This window comes from Herbaspirillum sp. Her2 (assembly GCF_057961375.1).
Map to the genome: position 1 here is coordinate 5,551,659 of NZ_CM176331.1, position 15,870 is coordinate 5,567,528.

General features: G+C 62.1%; 10 protein-coding genes. 7 read left to right on the plus strand and 3 right to left on the minus strand.

Features of this window, described 5'->3' with window-relative positions:
• Positions 1 to 88: 88 nt before the first annotated feature.
• Positions 89 to 1,156, minus strand: a complete 1,068-nt coding sequence (locus ACWHXP_RS25215) for a type II asparaginase (RefSeq protein WP_310163109.1) — start codon at positions 1,154 to 1,156, stop codon at positions 89 to 91.
• 569 nt (positions 1,157 to 1,725) lie between these two features.
• Between ACWHXP_RS25215 and ACWHXP_RS25220 the strand changes: the two genes are divergently transcribed.
• Positions 1,726 to 3,228, plus strand: a complete 1,503-nt coding sequence (locus ACWHXP_RS25220) for an AMP nucleosidase (RefSeq protein ID WP_121045817.1) — start codon at positions 1,726 to 1,728, stop codon at positions 3,226 to 3,228.
• A gap of 82 nt (positions 3,229 to 3,310) precedes the next feature.
• Here ACWHXP_RS25220 and ACWHXP_RS25225 read toward each other — a convergent pair whose 3' ends face one another.
• Entirely contained in the window at positions 3,311 to 4,531 is a 1,221-nt protein-coding gene (locus tag ACWHXP_RS25225) for an MFS transporter (RefSeq protein ID WP_489623789.1), read from the minus strand.
• A 117-nt stretch (positions 4,532 to 4,648) separates the two neighbouring features.
• Here ACWHXP_RS25225 and ACWHXP_RS25230 point away from each other — a divergent pair, with 117 nt between their 5' ends.
• The gene (locus tag ACWHXP_RS25230) at positions 4,649 to 5,512 is read left to right on the plus strand and encodes a LysR substrate-binding domain-containing protein (protein WP_121045819.1); all 864 of its coding nucleotides are present in this window, start codon (positions 4,649 to 4,651) and stop codon (positions 5,510 to 5,512) included.
• A 370-nt stretch (positions 5,513 to 5,882) separates the two neighbouring features.
• Here the strand turns inward: ACWHXP_RS25230 and nhaR are convergent, their stop codons facing one another.
• Positions 5,883 to 6,824, minus strand: coding sequence for a transcriptional activator NhaR (nhaR, locus tag ACWHXP_RS25235; RefSeq protein WP_489623788.1), 942 nt, complete (start codon positions 6,822 to 6,824; stop codon positions 5,883 to 5,885).
• Positions 6,825 to 7,000: 176 nt separating this feature from the next.
• Between nhaR and ACWHXP_RS25240 the strand changes: the two genes are divergently transcribed.
• The 5 genes from ACWHXP_RS25240 (at position 7,001) to ACWHXP_RS25260 (ending at position 15,709) form a co-directional block, all read left to right on the plus strand.
• On the plus strand, positions 7,001 to 7,318 hold the full coding sequence (locus ACWHXP_RS25240) for a TFIIB-type zinc ribbon-containing protein (RefSeq protein ID WP_121045821.1): 318 nt from the start codon (positions 7,001 to 7,003) through the stop codon (positions 7,316 to 7,318).
• Between the two features lie 65 nt (positions 7,319 to 7,383).
• Positions 7,384 to 8,361, plus strand: a complete 978-nt coding sequence (locus tag ACWHXP_RS25245) for a TerC family protein (protein WP_489634767.1) — start codon at positions 7,384 to 7,386, stop codon at positions 8,359 to 8,361.
• A 182-nt stretch (positions 8,362 to 8,543) separates the two neighbouring features.
• Complete coding sequence (locus ACWHXP_RS25250) at positions 8,544 to 9,275, plus strand: REP-associated tyrosine transposase (RefSeq protein WP_489623786.1); 732 nt, start codon at positions 8,544 to 8,546, stop codon at positions 9,273 to 9,275.
• Between the two features lie 185 nt (positions 9,276 to 9,460).
• Positions 9,461 to 14,137 (plus strand): glutamate synthase-related protein, encoded by a 4,677-nt coding sequence (locus ACWHXP_RS25255; RefSeq protein ID WP_039784111.1) that lies wholly within the window; start codon positions 9,461 to 9,463, stop codon positions 14,135 to 14,137.
• Positions 14,138 to 14,245: 108 nt separating this feature from the next.
• Complete coding sequence (locus ACWHXP_RS25260; protein ID WP_134223336.1) at positions 14,246 to 15,709, plus strand: glutamate synthase subunit beta; 1,464 nt, start codon at positions 14,246 to 14,248, stop codon at positions 15,707 to 15,709.
• The last annotated feature ends 161 nt before the right edge of the window (positions 15,710 to 15,870 follow it).

Sequence of the window (15,870 nt, forward strand, 5' to 3'; positions counted from 1 at the left end):
AAAAAAGCCCGCTGCACGGGCAGCGGGCTTTCGGACTGAGGATTGATTGATGCTGGGTCCGGCAGCCAGGGCCGCCGGACCGGCAGGATCAGTACTCCCAGAACATCTTCTGGATTTCCTTGCTGTCGGTGGTCTTGGTCAGGGCCAGCATCAGCAGGATGCGCGCCTTCTGCGGGTTCAGCGTATCGGAGACCACGAAGTCCAGCTTGTCATCGTCAGCTTCGCCGTTGCGCGCCACGATGCCCTGGCCGACGCGGCTGGAACGCACGATCACGACGCCCTTCTTGCGGGCCTCGGTCAGCGACGGCACCACGGTGTTGTTCAGGCTGCCGTCACCCACGCCGGCGTGGATGATGCCTTGCGCACCAGCGGCCACGAAGGCGTTCAGGGCGATCGGGTTCATGTTGGCGTAGCCATAGACGATGTCCACTTGCGGCAGCTTGTCCAGGTTCATGATGTCGAACGGGGTGTCGGCCGTGTTCTTGCGGGTGGACTGGCGATAGAAGTACGGCTTGCTGCCCTGGATGTAGCCCAGGAAGCCCAGTTCCGGCGTCTTGAAGGTGTCCATGGTGGAGGTGTTGGTCTTGGTCACTTCACGGCCAGCATTGATCTGGTCGTTCAGGGTCACCAGCACGCCCTTGCCGACGGCTTCCTTGGAGCCGGCCAGCAGCACGGCGTTGTACAGGTTGATCGGGCCGTCAGCGCTGATGGCGGTGGAGGGACGCATGGCACCCACGATCACCACCGGCTTCTTGCTCTTGACCACCAGGTCCAGGAAGTAGGCGGTTTCTTCGATGGTGTCGGTGCCGTGGGTGATGACGATGCCATCGACGTCACTCTGCGCCAGCAGGGTGTTGACGCGCTTGGCCAGCTTCAGCCAGGCCTCGTTGTTCATGTTCTCGCTGGCGATCTGCATGACCTGCTCGCCGCGCACGTTGGCGACCTTCTTGAGTTCGGGAACGGCTGCGATGAGCGCATCCACGCCGACCTTGGCGGCGGTGTAGCCGACAGTGGTGGTGCTGGTGGCACCGGTACCGGCGATGGTGCCGCCGGTGGCCAGGATGACCACGTTGGGCAGGTTTTGTGCTTGTGCGGCTGCGGCCGCGGCCAGGCAGAGCAGGACCAGCATCTGCTGGAAGATTTTTCTGATGAACATGTTTGCCTCTGAACGAGTGGTTGAATGGATTTTCTTAGTTTTATTGGTAGCCTTGCGAAGATGTCTCACGTCTTGCCGCGCGATCTCATCCCGCCAAAAGCGCCGACACGATAGCACCGGCTCGCCTGGCAATCAAAGGTTTTTTTATCGGGTGAGAAAGCCGCATGGCGCGGGCCTTTGCGACGGGGGTGCGCGCACGTTTGGTGCGTTTTGGCCCGACAGGAGTGATCGAAAAGGGCAAAATGACGCGCAACTGACAGCGCGCTGACGCAGGTGGCCGGGGGGCGCCGGCGCAGGGCAGGCGGGCAGGGAAGGCGCGCTTGAAAAAATAAGTAAATCGCGCCGAAGAACTCGGAAGATATCACCGAATCAGAGTGCAGCAAAGCCTGACAAGCGCGGCATTGTCTTGCTTGATCGCGGCATGGCGCAGCTGCGTGGAAAGCAGCGCTCTCAGGTAAGATGGTGCCGCGCACAAGTTCTTTCGATGAATGACCGGTCCAACCGGCCGCGCCGCCCCAGCGCATTGGCTTTTACACCGGTGCGGCGCGCGGCAATGATGGAGAACCACGATGTTTGCCACAGAAAAATTCACCAACCCCGAAGCCGCCTATGCGCGCGTGCTGGAGATCTACGAACACAACACGGCCATCCTGCGCGATGCCTTCCGCCAGTTCTCCAGCGGCGAAGGGATGCCGCAGCGGGTGCGTGCCTGCTATCCCTTCGTGCGCATCACCACCGAAAAATCCACCCACACCGATACCCGCCAGTCCTTCGGGTTCGTGGCCGGTCCCGGCTGCTACGAGACCACGCTCACGCGTCCCAAGCTGTTCCATCAATACCTGCTGGCGCAATTCAAGCTTGTGCTGCAGAACCATGAGGTGCCGCTGGAAGTGGGCGTGAGCGAGCTGCCGATCCCGGTGCACTTCGCCTTCCCCGAAGGCATACACGTGGAAGGCAGCCTGGACCCGGAACACCTGCGCACGCTGCCCGATTACTTCGACCTGCCCGACCTGGCGACCATGGATGACCGCATCGCCAACGGCACCTATGAAGTGGACAACGGTGCCTGGCGCGAAGGGCCGCATCCGCTGGCGCTGTTCACCGGGCCGCGCATCGATTACTCGCTGCATCGCCTGCGCCATTACACGGCGACCTCGCCGGACCAGTTCCAGCGCTACGTGCTCTTCACCAACTACGCTTTCTACGTCGATGAGTTCGTGCGCCTGGGCCGGCGCCTGATGGAGCCGACCGATGATCCGGATGAACTGGCCTATCGCCGCCAGTACACTGCCTTCGTCGAGCCCGGTAATGTCACCACCTGGAGTGCCAACCAGACCGGTACAGAGACCAGGCCAGTTTCCGGTGTGGCACCAGCACGGCAGCCGCAGATGCCGGCCTATCACCTGCAGCGTGCCGATGGTAGCGGCATCACCCTGGTCAATATCGGCGTGGGCCCGTCCAATGCCAAGACGGTGACCGACCATGTGGCCGTCTTGCGTCCGCATGGCTGGCTGATGCTGGGCCACTGCGCCGGCCTGTCGGCCTCGCAGCGCATGGGTGATTACGTGCTGGCGCATGCCTATGTGCGGGACGATCACGTGCTCGATGACGACCTGCCGCTGTGGGTGCCGATCCCGGCGCTGGCTGAAGTGCAGCTGGCCTTGCAGGATGCGGTGGCCAGCATCACCCAGCTCGATGGCTATGAGTTGAAGCGCATCATGCGTACCGGCACCGTGGCCTCGGTCGATGACCGCAACTGGGAACTGCGCGACCATCGCATGCCGCTGCTGCGCTTCTCGCAGAGCCGCGCCATCGCACTGGACATGGAAAGCGCGACGGTGGCGGCCAACGGTTTCCGCTTCCGGGTGCCCTACGGCACGCTGTTGTGTGTCTCGGACAAGCCGCTGCACGGTGAGATCAAGCTGCCCGGCATGGCCAATACCTTCTACGAGCAGCGCGTGGCGCAGCACTTGCAGATCGGCATTCGCGCGCTGGAGCTGTTGCGCAACAATGGCATCGAGCAGGTGCACAGCCGCAAGCTGCGCAGCTTCGCGGAGCCGGCCTTCCGCTGATCTACATTGCTGGTGGCTGCAAGGACGAACGCCCGCGACAGTCGATGTCGCGGGCGTTTTTGTTGGTGGGTAGCGAAGCGGATCAGCGCGGCAGGCGATGCGTGATCGTGAGTCGATAGTAGAGTCCCGCACCGATGAGCAGCGTCACCGCCGCCACGCACAGTGAGGGCGTGAAGGAGCCGCTGCCGTGCACCAGTGCGGTGGCCAGCGGCGGGCCGGCGATCTGGCCGATGCCGTAGGCGGCGGTCATCAGGGCCATCAGGCTGCTGGCCTGTTCGCGCCGCAGGCGGCGTGCTTCGCGCATGCCGAACAGGGTAATGGCGGTAAAGGGCAGACCGAGCAGCAGACAGCTCAACGCAAAGCCGGGTGCAGTGGGGAACAGGATCGACACCAGCACTCCCGCCGCCTGCATCAGGTAAGCCCCGGTCAGCAGCAGGCGCTGGTCGCCCTGCACCGACAGCCGCGTGGCGCTGAAGGCCCCGGCCGCCACCGACAAGCCGAAGATGGGCCAGAAATAATCCGGCCACACCGAGCCCGGCAGCGCCTGGCGCGCGATCACCGGCAGGAAGGTGGCGGTGATGATATATCCGAATCCGGCGATGCCGTAGGCAATCACCTGGATCATCACTTCCCGCTTCCGGCTCGCCGATTCCGGGACCGGAGCCTGTGCTGCATTGCTGTCATGCGGATGCACGTTGAGACCGCGCCCGGCATCGAAGCTGAACGACTTCCACACCAATGCCGTGAGCCCCAGCGCGATCACGCCGAAGGCAATCCAGCCGCCCGCCGCCAGCCAGCCAGCCGCGATCATGGGGCCCGAGAGCAGGCCGGTCAGCGCGATGCCCAGGCCGGGACCACAGAAGATCACGCCACCCAGTTCGGGACGGCCCAGCTGCGTCAGTTGCTGCAGGCACCAGCCGGCGGTATAGACGAACACATAGGCGCTGGCCACGCCGGAGAGAAAGCGCATCCACAGCCAGATCCAGTCCTGATGCAGCACGCCCATGCCCAGCGTGAGCAGGATGGTCACCACCAGCCCGGCGCGCAGCATGGCCACGCCGCGCTTGCTGCGATGGAAGGCGCACAGCATGGCACCGGCGAAGTAGCCCAGGTAATTGGCAGTGGCCAGCCAGCCGCCCATCTGCAGCGAGAGGCTGCCTTCATGCAGCATCATCGGCAGCAGCGGCGTGAAGGCGAAACGGCCGATGCCCATCGCCACCGACAGGGCCACCATGCCGGACAGGCAGACTTTCCAGGCCAGCGCGTGAAGGGAGGCGCTGGGGTGTGAGGCGGGCTGGGTCATGGGCAAGCGCAAAGGCGTGAGGTGAACAGGGGTCTATGCTATCGTCTTTCAGTCATTCCAAAAAATGAATAATCGGGATGACTTCATCTTGATTCGAGAACATCCACTGGAGCAGCCATGGAACTGGCCGAACTGGAAATCTTCCGCACCGTCGTCGCCGAAGGCGGCGTGACCCGCGCCGCCGAGCGGCTCAACCGGGTGCAGTCCAATGTCACCACGCGCATCAAGCAGCTGGAGCAATCCATCGGCGTGCCGCTGTTCGTGCGCGACCGCAAGCGGCTGGTACTCACTGCCTCGGGCGAAGCCCTGCTGGATTACGCCGAGCGCATCCTCGACCTGGTGCAGGAGGCGCGCGAGGTGGTGTCGCCGCAGAATCCGCGTGGCCGCCTGCGCATCGGCTCCATGGAAAGCGCCGCCGCCAGCCGCTTGCCGGCCCCCTTGGCCGAATTCCACCAGCGCTGGCCCGAAGTGCGGCTGGAACTGTCGACCGGCCCGACCGATGTACTGATCGCCGGGGTGCGCGCCGGCAAGCTGGATGCGGCGCTGGTGGCCGGGCCCATCGAGGATGGCGCCCTGTCCGCGACACCGCTGTACAAGGAAGAACTGCTGCTGGTGACGCCGCGCAGCCATCGCAGGGTGCGCTCGCCCGAGGATGTGATGCTGGATACCCTGATCGTCTTCGAGCAGGGCTGCGCCTACCGCCGCCATGCAGAAAGCTGGTTCGCCGGCCAAGGCAAGGGCGGGGTGCCGGTACGCACGCTGGAACTGGCCTCCTATCACGCCATCTTGGCCTGCGTGGCGGCAGGTGCCGGGGTGGCGGTGGTGCCGCGTTCGGTGATCGCGATGCAGATGGAACCCCACGGATTTGCCACCCATTCGCTGGGCCGCGATGGCCGCGTGACCACCTTCCTGATCAGCCGGCGGGAACGCAGCTCGGCTTCACTGCTGGCCTTGCGCTCTTTACTTGTGGCAAGTCTTTGATATATTGGACTCATACCGGATTGTTTTGATATGAACCTCCACGCCACAAATATGTTTGCGGTTGCAGCATATGAAGAGGGTGTAACCATTTGTAAAAACGGCTGCGACAGCTCGGCTATTTCCCTATATTGAAGTTCCCCCTCCATTCTCCCCCCCCCGAGAATGGGATTTGCCCCACGACTCGCAAGGGCCGTGGGGTTTTTCCTTTGTACCGCGTTTTTTCATCCCATTTTCAGCCCTGCATTTCCCGTCATTTACGACTGCACTGGTATGACGAGTCAGTTTGCCACATGTGTGCAAGGGATATGTACCAAGGTGCATATATTTTCGTTTTTTTCCGCATCCTGCATGTTTGTGCCCGCCGGTCTCATCACCGGGTCCCGGTCTTGCCGTCGGGCCGGGGTGGCGTGCTGCCCACGATGAGGTTGCCACGCGCCGCCGTCTGGATCGCCAGCACGGCGGGATGGCTCAGCCTGCGTTCGACCGAGATCGCATAGAACTGCTCGCGGATGGCGTCGGCCTTGCCGATCTCCACCAGTCCATATTGCTTGCGGATCTGCCCGGCAATCGCCGTGGGGGCCGCAAAGATGCCCGCGCCGGCGTCGCCGAAGGCCAGCAGCAGGGCTCCATCGTCGAATTCCCCTGTGATCTGTGGGCGGATGCCTTCCTTCTCGAACCAGCGCAGCAGGCGCGGACGCACCGCCGCATCTTCCCCTGGCATCAGGAAGGGCGCGGCATCGAGGCTCTGCGGAAAGCCCTTGCGATAGCGCCTGGCCAGTTCGGGCGTGGCAAAGAAGCTGGTATCGCATTCGCCCAGCAGGTGGTGGTAGCCGCGCACGTCCACATTGGGCGGCATCGGGCTGTCGGCGATGATGATGTCCAGCTTGTGGATGGCCAGGTCGGCCAGCAGTACGTCCAGCTTGCCTTCGCGGCAGATGATGCGGATCGGGTCCTGCATCGCCAGTGCGCTTTCCAGCAGCAGGTAGGCAATCGCCTTGGGCACGGCATCGGCCACGCCCACGCGCAGTTGCAGCGTGCGTCCGCCGGGGCGCAGGCGCAGGGCTTCTTCCAGCTCCTCGCCGAGGCTGAAGATGCGTTCGGCGTAATCGAACACCATGCGGCCTTCATCATTGAGTTCCAACCGCCGGCCCACGCGCTTGAAGAGCTTGTAGCCCAGGGATTCCTCGAACAGGCTGATCTGGCCACTGATGGTCTGCGCGGTCAGGTGCAGCCGCTCGCTGGCGCGCGCCACGCCGCCGGTCTTGGCGACCGTCCAGAAATAGTGGAGATGCTTGTAGTTGAGGCTGGCCATGGATTGCTTCCTGGTTGCGGGGCGATTGTAATACTTCGGTTTTTCCGAAGTATTATCTCAAAATATTCGAATTTTCATTCAGTCTGGTTTGGCCTACAGTAGCGCCTTGTCAGGTGCGGTGGGGAGTTGTCGCCGTGCCGGGTATCGTTGCCAACGCTGAATGAAGGAGAAGCCTGATGAAATGTCCCGTTTGCACAGTGCACAACCTGCTGATCTCGGAACGTCAGGGCATCGAGATCGATTATTGCCCCCAATGTCGGGGTGTGTGGCTGGATCGCGGCGAGCTGGACAAGCTCATCGAACGCTCGGCCGCCAGCCAGGTGAGCGCCCCTGCTCCGGTACAGGCAGCGCGGACGCACATGCCGCCTGCGCCGCACACGCCACCGATGCCCCCGCAGGGCGGGTACGATGCCCGCTATGGTCGCAGTGGCCATGGATATGAATACAAGCGCAAGAAAAAAGGCTTCCTGGGTGAAATCTTCGACTTCGATTGAAGATTTTTTACCAAAACCGATAACCGAGCCCGCCGCCGGCGGGTGAACAAGAAGAGAGGTATGACGTGAACGGTGTAGAGAGTTTCGCAAGCCTGCCCATGTGGATAGGTTTCATCGTCTTCGTGCTGGGGATGCTGGCCGTGGACATGTTTGCCCTGGGTGGCCGCAACGCCCACCGGGTGTCGCCCAGGGAGGCGTTGAGCTGGTCGGTGGTATGGGTGTCGCTGGCCTTCCTGTTCGCCGGCCTGATGTGGTGGTACCTCGATGCCAACGTCGGCCGCGAGTTCGCCAACCAGAAGGGCGCCGAGTTCCTCTCCGGTTACCTGATCGAGAAGGCGCTGTCGGTCGACAACATCTTCGTGTTCCTGATGATCTTCAGCTACTTCGCCGTGCCGCCTGAAATGCAGCGCCGCGTGCTGCTGTACGGCGTCATCGGTGCCATCGTCATGCGGGCCGTGATGATTTTGCTGGGTGCCTGGATGATCGCGCAGTTCAGCTGGATCCTGTACGTGTTCGGTGCCTTCCTGGTGTTCACTGGCATCAAGATGCTGATCTTTGCCGACAAGGAAGCTGATCTGGGTGACAACCCGCTGCTGCGCTGGCTGCGCGGCCATATGAAGATCAGTGACAACTATGACGGCGAAAACTTCACCACCCGCATCAATGGCGTGCGCTATTTCACCCCGCTGATGCTGGTGCTGCTGCTGATCGAGATTTCCGACGTGATTTTCGCGGTGGACAGCATCCCGGCGATCTTCGCCATCACCAAGGATCCGTTCATCGTCTTCACCTCGAACATGTTCGCCATCATGGGTCTGCGTGCGCTGTACTTCCTGCTGGCTGATTCGGCAGAGCGCTTCCACCTGCTCAAGTATGGCCTGGCGCTGGTGCTGCTGTTCGTGGGTGGCAAGATGCTGGCGTCCTACTGGTTCCACGTGCCGGTGCTGGTCTCGCTGTCCATCGTCGGTGCCATCCTGGTGATCTCCATCATCGCCAGCCTGGTCCTGACCAAGGGCAAGGACAAGGAAACCACGGCGGTATAAGCGGCTTTGATGGAGATGTGAACAATTCAACGTGGGGCTTGACCGGCTGGAGCGATCTGGCCGGTTTTTTTATGCGCGAGTGAACGAATTGGATAAAGCGATGCAAATTCGGCATCGCGCGTTTATTGGGGACGGAGTGCATTAGAATGTCTGCTCCACTCAACCGGTTTGCAGCGTCTGCCATGGCCCGCCTTCCCCGACTCGTCGTTCCGCACCAGCCGCACCACATCATCCAGCGTGGCCATGACGGTCTGTCCATCTTCCGTGATGCTGATGACCATCTGGCCTTCCTCGGCTGGCTCAAGGAGGCTGCAAGGCAATTCAAGGTGGCCGTCCATGCCTATGTGCTCATGCCGGATCACCTGCACCTGCTGGCTACGCCGGCCGACGATCAAGGCCTGGCACGGATGATGCAATGGATCGGACGTCACTACGTCCCGTATTTCAACCAGAAGCATGGACGCAGCGGCACGCTGTGGCAGGGGCGTTACCGGGCCACCGTCATCGACCCCGAGCTCTACCTGCTGGCCATCTGCCGATACATCGAGCTCAACCCGGTGCGCAATGGCCTGGTGGCCAGCCCGGGGGATTATCCGTGGTCCAGCTACATGCATCACATCGGAGCCAAGCAGGATGGGCTGATCACCGACCATCCTCAATATTGGTCGATTGGCAACACTCCCTTCGATCGTGAGATCGCTTATCGCCAGCTCACCGAAGAAGGACTGGCGCGCGCCGAAGTGGAGCGCATCACCGATGCCACGCTCAAGGGTTGGGCGCTGGGTTCGGAAGATTTCAAGCAGGGGCTGGAGCGCCAGACCCATCGGCGCGTCAGTCCGGCCAAGCGTGGCCGTCCCGCCATCGTTCGCATTGCGGGCGAGGCGGATGAAGTGTCCGTCCGGCAAGAATCGTAAGCTTTCAAAAATAAGTCCTTTTAATCAAGGACTTGAATCTGCATTGCTTCACTGTGTCCCCATTAAAAAAATCCTGAAAATCTTGGGGATTTTAATTACACTCAGACCCTAATTATTTTCATTGAACTATTGGGTGCAGTGCACTATTCTTCAAATCCTTACTGTCAATGTGGTGGAGTACCGTTATGCACGCGCAAGGCCTTTACGACCCAGCAAATGAACATGACGCCTGTGGCGTCGGTTTCATCGCCCACATCAAGGGCAAGAAAACCCATTCCATCGTTGACCAGGGTTTGCTCATCCTGAAGAACCTGGATCACCGGGGTGCTGTCGGTGCCGACCCGTTGATGGGTGACGGTGCCGGTATCCTGATCCAGATCCCCGACCAGTATTACCGTGAAGAGATGGCCAAGCAGGGCGTGGACCTGCCGCCGCCCGGTGAATACGGCGTGGGCATGGTCTTCCTGCCGAAGGAAAACGCCTCCCGCATTGCCTGTGAACAGGAAATCGAACGCGCGGTGCTGGCCGAAGGCCAGATCGTGCTGGGCTGGCGCGATGTGCCGGTGGACCGCGACATGCCGATGTCGCCGACCGTACGCGAAAAAGAGCCGGTGATCCGCCAGATCTTCATCGGCCGCGGCCCCGACGTGATGGTCACCGACGCGCTGGAACGCAAGCTGTACGTGATCCGCAAGTCCTCCGGCCACGCCATCCAGGCCCTGAACCTGCTGCACGGCAAGGAATTCTTCGTGCCCTCGATGTCGGCCCGCACCGTGGTCTACAAGGGCCTGCTGCTGGCCGACCAGGTCGGCGTGTACTACAAGGACCTGCAGGACGAGCGCTGTGTCTCCGCGCTGGCCCTGGTGCACCAGCGCTTCTCCACCAACACTTTCCCGGAATGGCCGCTGGCCCACCCGTACCGCCTGATCGCCCACAACGGTGAAATCAACACCGTCAAGGGCAACTTCAACTGGATGCGCGCCCGCGAAGGCGTGATGCAGTCGGCCGTGCTGGGGTCGGACCTCAAGAAGCTGTTCCCGCTGATCTATGAAGGCCAGTCCGATACCGCCAGCTTCGACAACGCGCTGGAACTGCTGGTCATGGCCGGCTATCCGCTGCCGCAGGCGATGATGATGATGGTCCCCGAAGCCTGGGAAAACCACACCTCGATGGACGACAACCGCCGCGCCTTCTACGAATACCACGCCGCCATGATGGAACCGTGGGACGGCCCCGCTGCGCTGGCCTTCACCGACGGCCGCCACATCGGCGGCACGCTGGACCGCAACGGCCTGCGTCCGGCGCGCTACATCGTCACCGATGACGACCTGGTGGTGATGGCTTCCGAATCCGGCGTGCTGCCCATTCCCGAGTCCAAGATCATCCAGAAGTGGCGCCTGCAGCCGGGCAAGATGTTCCTGATCGACCTGGATGCCGGCCGCATCATCGACGACAAGGAACTGAAGGACACCTACGCCAACGCCAAGCCCTACAAGCAGTGGATCAACTCGGTACGCGTCAAGCTGGACGAGTTGAAGGAAGAGCCGCGCCAGCCGTCCTCGTCCCTGAAGCTCTTGGACCTGCAGCAGGTCTTCGGCTACACCCAGGAAGACGTCAAGTTCCTGATGGCCCCCATGGCCAGCGGTGGCGAGGAAGCCATCGGCTCCATGGGCAATGACTCGCCGCTGGCGGTCATGTCCAACAAGAACAAGCCGCTGTACAACTACTTCCGCCAGCTGTTCGCGCAGGTGACCAACCCGCCGATCGATCCGATCCGCGAAGCGCTGGTCATGTCGCTGGTGTCCTTCATCGGCCCCAAGCCCAACCTGCTGGACACCAACAACATCAACCCGCCGATGCGCCTGGAAGTGTCGCAGCCGGTGCTGGACTATGACGACATCGCCAAGCTGCGCAACATCAGCGCGCACAGCGGCGGCAAGTTCAAGTCCTACGAACTGAACATCTGCTACCCCGTCGCCTGGGGCAAGGAAGGCATCGAAGCGCGCCTGGCTTCGCTGTGCGCCAAGGCCGTGGATGCGGTCAAGTCGGGCCACAACATCCTGATCATCTCGGACCGCAAGGTCGATGCCGACCAGCTGCCGATCCCGGCACTGCTGGCCACCTCGGCTATCCACCAGCACCTGGTCAGCAAGGGTCTGCGCACCTCCACCGGCCTGGTGGTGGAAACCGGTTCGGCCCGCGAAACGCACCACTTCGCCCTGCTGGCAGGCTATGGCGCCGAAGCGATCCACCCGTACCTGGCCATGGACACCCTGGCCGATCTGGCCAAGGGTCTGCCGGGCGACCTGTCGCCTGAGAAGGCCATCTACAACTTCCAGAAGGCGGTCGGCAAGGGCCTGCTGAAGGTCATGTCCAAGATGGGCATCTCGACCTACATGTCCTACTGCGGCGCGCAGATCTTCGAAGCCATCGGCCTGTCGAAGGCGCTGGTGGACAAGTACTTCAAGGGCACCGCGTCCAACGTCGAAGGCATCGGCGTGTTCGAAGTGGCCGAAGAAGCGCTGCGCCTGCACACCGCCGCCTTCAGCGCCGACCCGGTGCTGGCCAACGCTCTGGACGCCGGTGGCGAATACGCCTTCCGCATCCGTGGCGAAGAGCACATGTGGACCCCGGACGCGATCGCCAAACTGCAGCACTCGACCCGTTCGAACAGCTACAACACCTACAAGGAATACGCCCAGATCATCAACGACCAGTCCAAGCGCCACATGACGCTGCGCGGCCTGTTCGAGTTCAAGATCGACCCGTCCAAGGCGATCTCGATCGATGAAGTGGAACCGGCCAAGGAAATCGTCAAGCGCTTCGCCACCGGTGCCATGTCGCTGGGCTCGATCTCGACCGAAGCCCACGCCACGCTGGCCATCGCGATGAACCGCATCGGCGGCAAGTCCAACACCGGTGAAGGTGGCGAGGACGTCAACCGTTATCGCAACGAGCTGAAGGGCATCCCCATCAAGCAAGGTGCGACCCTGGCGTCCGAAATCGGCAAGGAACACATCGAAGTCGACATTCCCCTGCTGGAAGGCGACTCGCTGCGCTCGCGCATCAAGCAGGTGGCCTCGGGCCGTTTCGGCGTCTCCGCCGAATACCTGATCTCGGCTGACCAGATCCAGATCAAGATGGCCCAGGGTGCCAAGCCTGGCGAAGGCGGCCAGTTGCCCGGCCACAAGGTCTCGGAATACATCGCCAAGCTGCGCGTGTCGGTGCCGGGCGTGGGCCTGATCTCGCCGCCGCCGCACCATGACATCTACTCCATCGAGGATCTGGCCCAACTGATCCACGACCTGAAGAACGTCAACCCGCGCGCTTCCATCTCGGTCAAGCTGGTCTCCGAAGTGGGTGTCGGTACCGTTGCTGCCGGTGTGGCCAAGGCCAAGTCGGATCACGTGGTCATCGCCGGTCACGATGGCGGTACCGGTGCTTCGCCGCTGTCCTCGATCAAGCACGCCGGTTCCCCGTGGGAACTGGGCCTGGCTGAAACCCAGCAGACCCTGGTCCTGAACGGCCTGCGCAACCGCATCCGCGTGCAGGCTGACGGCCAGATGAAGACCGGTCGTGACGTCGTCATTGGCGCCATGCTGGGCGCGGACGAATTCGGTTTCGCCACCGCACCGCTGGTGGTCGAAGGCTGCATCATGATGCGCAAGTGCCACCTCAACACCTGCCCGGTGGGCGTCGCTACGCAAGATCCGGTGCTGCGCGCCAAGTTCTCCGGCAAGCCGGAACACGTGGTCAACTTCTTCTTCTTCATCGCTGAAGAAGCGCGCCAGATCATGGCCCAGCTGGGCATCCGCAAGTTCGACGAACTGATCGGCCGCGCTGACCTGCTGGACCGTTCCAAGGCCATCGCGCACTGGAAGGCCAAGGGCCTGGACTTCAGCCGCATCTTCCACCAGCCCGAGTCGAACCTGCCGGTGTACCACACCGACGTGCAAGACCACGGCCTGGACAAGGCACTGGACCACAAGCTGATCGCGCAAGCCAAGATCGCGCTGGAGAAGGGCGAGAAGGTTTCGTTCATCTCCCCGATCAAGAACCTCAACCGTACCGTCGGCGCCATGCTCTCGGGTGAAGTGGCCAAGCGTTACGGCGATGAAGGCCTGCCGGACGACACCATCCACATCCAGCTGCAAGGTACCGCAGGCCAGTCCGCTGGCGCCTTCCTGGCCAAGGGCGTGACCCTGGACCTGGTTGGCGAAGGCAACGACTACGTCGGCAAGGGCTTGTCGGGTGGCCGCATCATCGTGCGTCCCAACACCGAGTTCCGTGGCCGTGCGGTGGACAACATGATCTCCGGCAATACCGTCCTGTACGGTGCCATCAGCGGTGAAGCCTTCATCAACGGCGTGGCCGGCGAGCGTTTCGCCGTGCGCAACTCCGGAGCCACTGCAGTGGTGGAAGGCACCGGCGACCACGGTTGCGAATACATGACCGGCGGCACCGTAGTGGTGCTGGGCAACACCGGCCGCAACTTCGCAGCGGGCATGTCGGGTGGTATCGCCTATGTGTATGACCCGGAAGGCGATTTCGCCGGCAAGTGCAATACCTCGATGGTCAGCCTGGAGAAGGTCCTGTCCGACACCGAGCAGGAGCAGACCCTGGGCCGCGACATCTGGCACAGCCTGCTGCGCGGTGGCGAGCGCCAGACCGACGAAGCCATCCTGCGCGGCTTGATTGAACGCCACTTCAAGTACACCGGCAGCACGCGTGCGCGCTACCTGCTGGATAACTGGGCGGCGTCGCGCGCCAAGTTCGTCAAGGTGTTCCCGACCGAGTACAAGCGTGCGCTGGCCGAACTGGCCGCCGCTGCCGAAACGAAGAAGGAAAAGGTCGCTGCCTGATTTTCAGCCAGGCATCAATCGGACTAATCAATCAAGCACGCCGGCGGGCGTGGCGCGAAAAGTGAAGAGCGCCGCCCGCCGCATCCTTAGCGAGAATGTGAGAGGAAAATGGGAAAAGCAACCGGTTTCATGGAGTACCAGCGCCTGAAAGAGGCCAGCGAGGCACCTGCCGCGCGTACCAAGCATTACAAGGAATTCGTCCTGCACCTGAGCGACGCTGACGCCAAGATCCAGGGCGCGCGTTGCATGGACTGCGGCATCCCCTTCTGCAACAACGGCTGCCCGGTCAACAACATCATTCCCGACTGGAATGACCTGGTCTATCGCGGCAACTACAAGGAAGCCCTGGACACCCTGCACCAGACCAACAACTTCCCCGAGTTCACCGGCCGCATCTGCCCGGCACCCTGCGAAGCCGCCTGCACCCTGGGCATCAACAATGACGCCGTAGGCATCAAGTCGATCGAGCACTTCATCATCGACAAGGGCTGGGAAAACGGCTGGGTCGTGCCGCAACCTGCTGCGGTCAAGACCGGCAAGAAGGTCGCTGTGGTCGGCTCCGGTCCTGCCGGCCTGGCCGCTGCCCAGCAGCTGGCGCGCGCCGGTCACGACGTGACCGTCTTTGAAAAGAATGATCGCGTCGGCGGCCTGCTGCGTTATGGCATCCCCGACTTCAAGATGGAAAAGTCGCACATCGACCTGCGCGTCGAACAGATGAAGGCCGAAGGCGTGAGCTTCCGTACCGGCGTGTTCGTCGGCAAGGAATTCCCCGAGAGCGTCAACAACTGGTCCAAGGAAAGCGTCACCCCCGAAGAGCTGAAGAAGGAATTCGACGCCGTCGTCATCGCTGGTGGTGCGGAATCCCCGCGTGACCTGCCGGTGCCGGGCCGCGAACTGAAGGGCGTGCATTTCGCCATGGACTTCCTGCCGTTGCAGAACAAGGTCAATGCCGGCGACAAGCTCAAGAGCCAGATCATGGCCACCGGCAAGAACGTGGTCGTCATCGGCGGTGGCGACACCGGCTCTGACTGCGTCGGTACCTCCAACCGTCACGGTGCGGCTTCGGTGACCCAGTTCGAACTGATGCCGCAACCGCCGGAATCCGAAAACAAGCCGCTGGTCTGGCCCTACTGGCCGATCAAGCTGCGTACCTCTTCCTCGCACGAAGAAGGTTGCGCACGTGATTTCGCGGTGACCACCAAGCGCCTGGAAGGCAAGGGCGGCAAGGTCGAGAAGCTGATCGCGGCGCGCGTCGAGTTCAAGGACGGCAAGATGGTCGAAGTGCCCGATTCGGAATTCGAGATCAAGGCTGACCTGGTGCTGCTGGCCATGGGCTTCGTCTCGCCGGTGCAGCAGGTGCTGGATGCCTTCGGCGTCGAGAAGGATGCGCGCGGCAATGCCAAGGCCACGACCGATGGCGAAGGCTGCTACAAGACCTCGGTGGACAAGGTCTTTGCTGCGGGCGACATGCGCCGTGGTCAGTCGCTGGTGGTGTGGGCGATCCGCGAAGGCCGCCAGTGCGCACGTGCGGTGGATGAATTCCTGATGGGTTCTTCGCTGCTGCCGCGCTGATTGGTCGCCTCGTACTGAACGCTGAATGATTTATATGATTTAAAAAGTATCAAGCAGTACGCAGTTTTCTGCATTTTTCGTTTGACCCTGGACCCGGATCGGCGCAAGCCGGTCCGGTTTTTTTTCGTCATGAGTTTCGTGCCATGCCTGCGCCCCAAGCC

Coding starts and splice junctions, on each gene's coding strand:
- ACWHXP_RS25230 (WP_121045819.1), top strand. CDS start 4,649: ATGGAACTGGCCGAACTGGAAATCTTCCGCACCGTCGTCGCCGAAGGC.
- ACWHXP_RS25250 (WP_489623786.1), top strand. CDS start 8,544: ATGGCCCGCCTTCCCCGACTCGTCGTTCCGCACCAGCCGCACCACATC.
- ACWHXP_RS25215 (WP_310163109.1), bottom strand. CDS start 1,156: ATGTTCATCAGAAAAATCTTCCAGCAGATGCTGGTCCTGCTCTGCCTG.
- nhaR (WP_489623788.1), bottom strand. CDS start 6,824: ATGGCCAGCCTCAACTACAAGCATCTCCACTATTTCTGGACGGTCGCC.
- ACWHXP_RS25225 (WP_489623789.1), bottom strand. CDS start 4,531: ATGACCCAGCCCGCCTCACACCCCAGCGCCTCCCTTCACGCGCTGGCC.
- ACWHXP_RS25220 (WP_121045817.1), top strand. CDS start 1,726: ATGTTTGCCACAGAAAAATTCACCAACCCCGAAGCCGCCTATGCGCGC.
- ACWHXP_RS25240 (WP_121045821.1), top strand. CDS start 7,001: ATGAAATGTCCCGTTTGCACAGTGCACAACCTGCTGATCTCGGAACGT.
- ACWHXP_RS25260 (WP_134223336.1), top strand. CDS start 14,246: ATGGGAAAAGCAACCGGTTTCATGGAGTACCAGCGCCTGAAAGAGGCC.
- ACWHXP_RS25255 (WP_039784111.1), top strand. CDS start 9,461: ATGCACGCGCAAGGCCTTTACGACCCAGCAAATGAACATGACGCCTGT.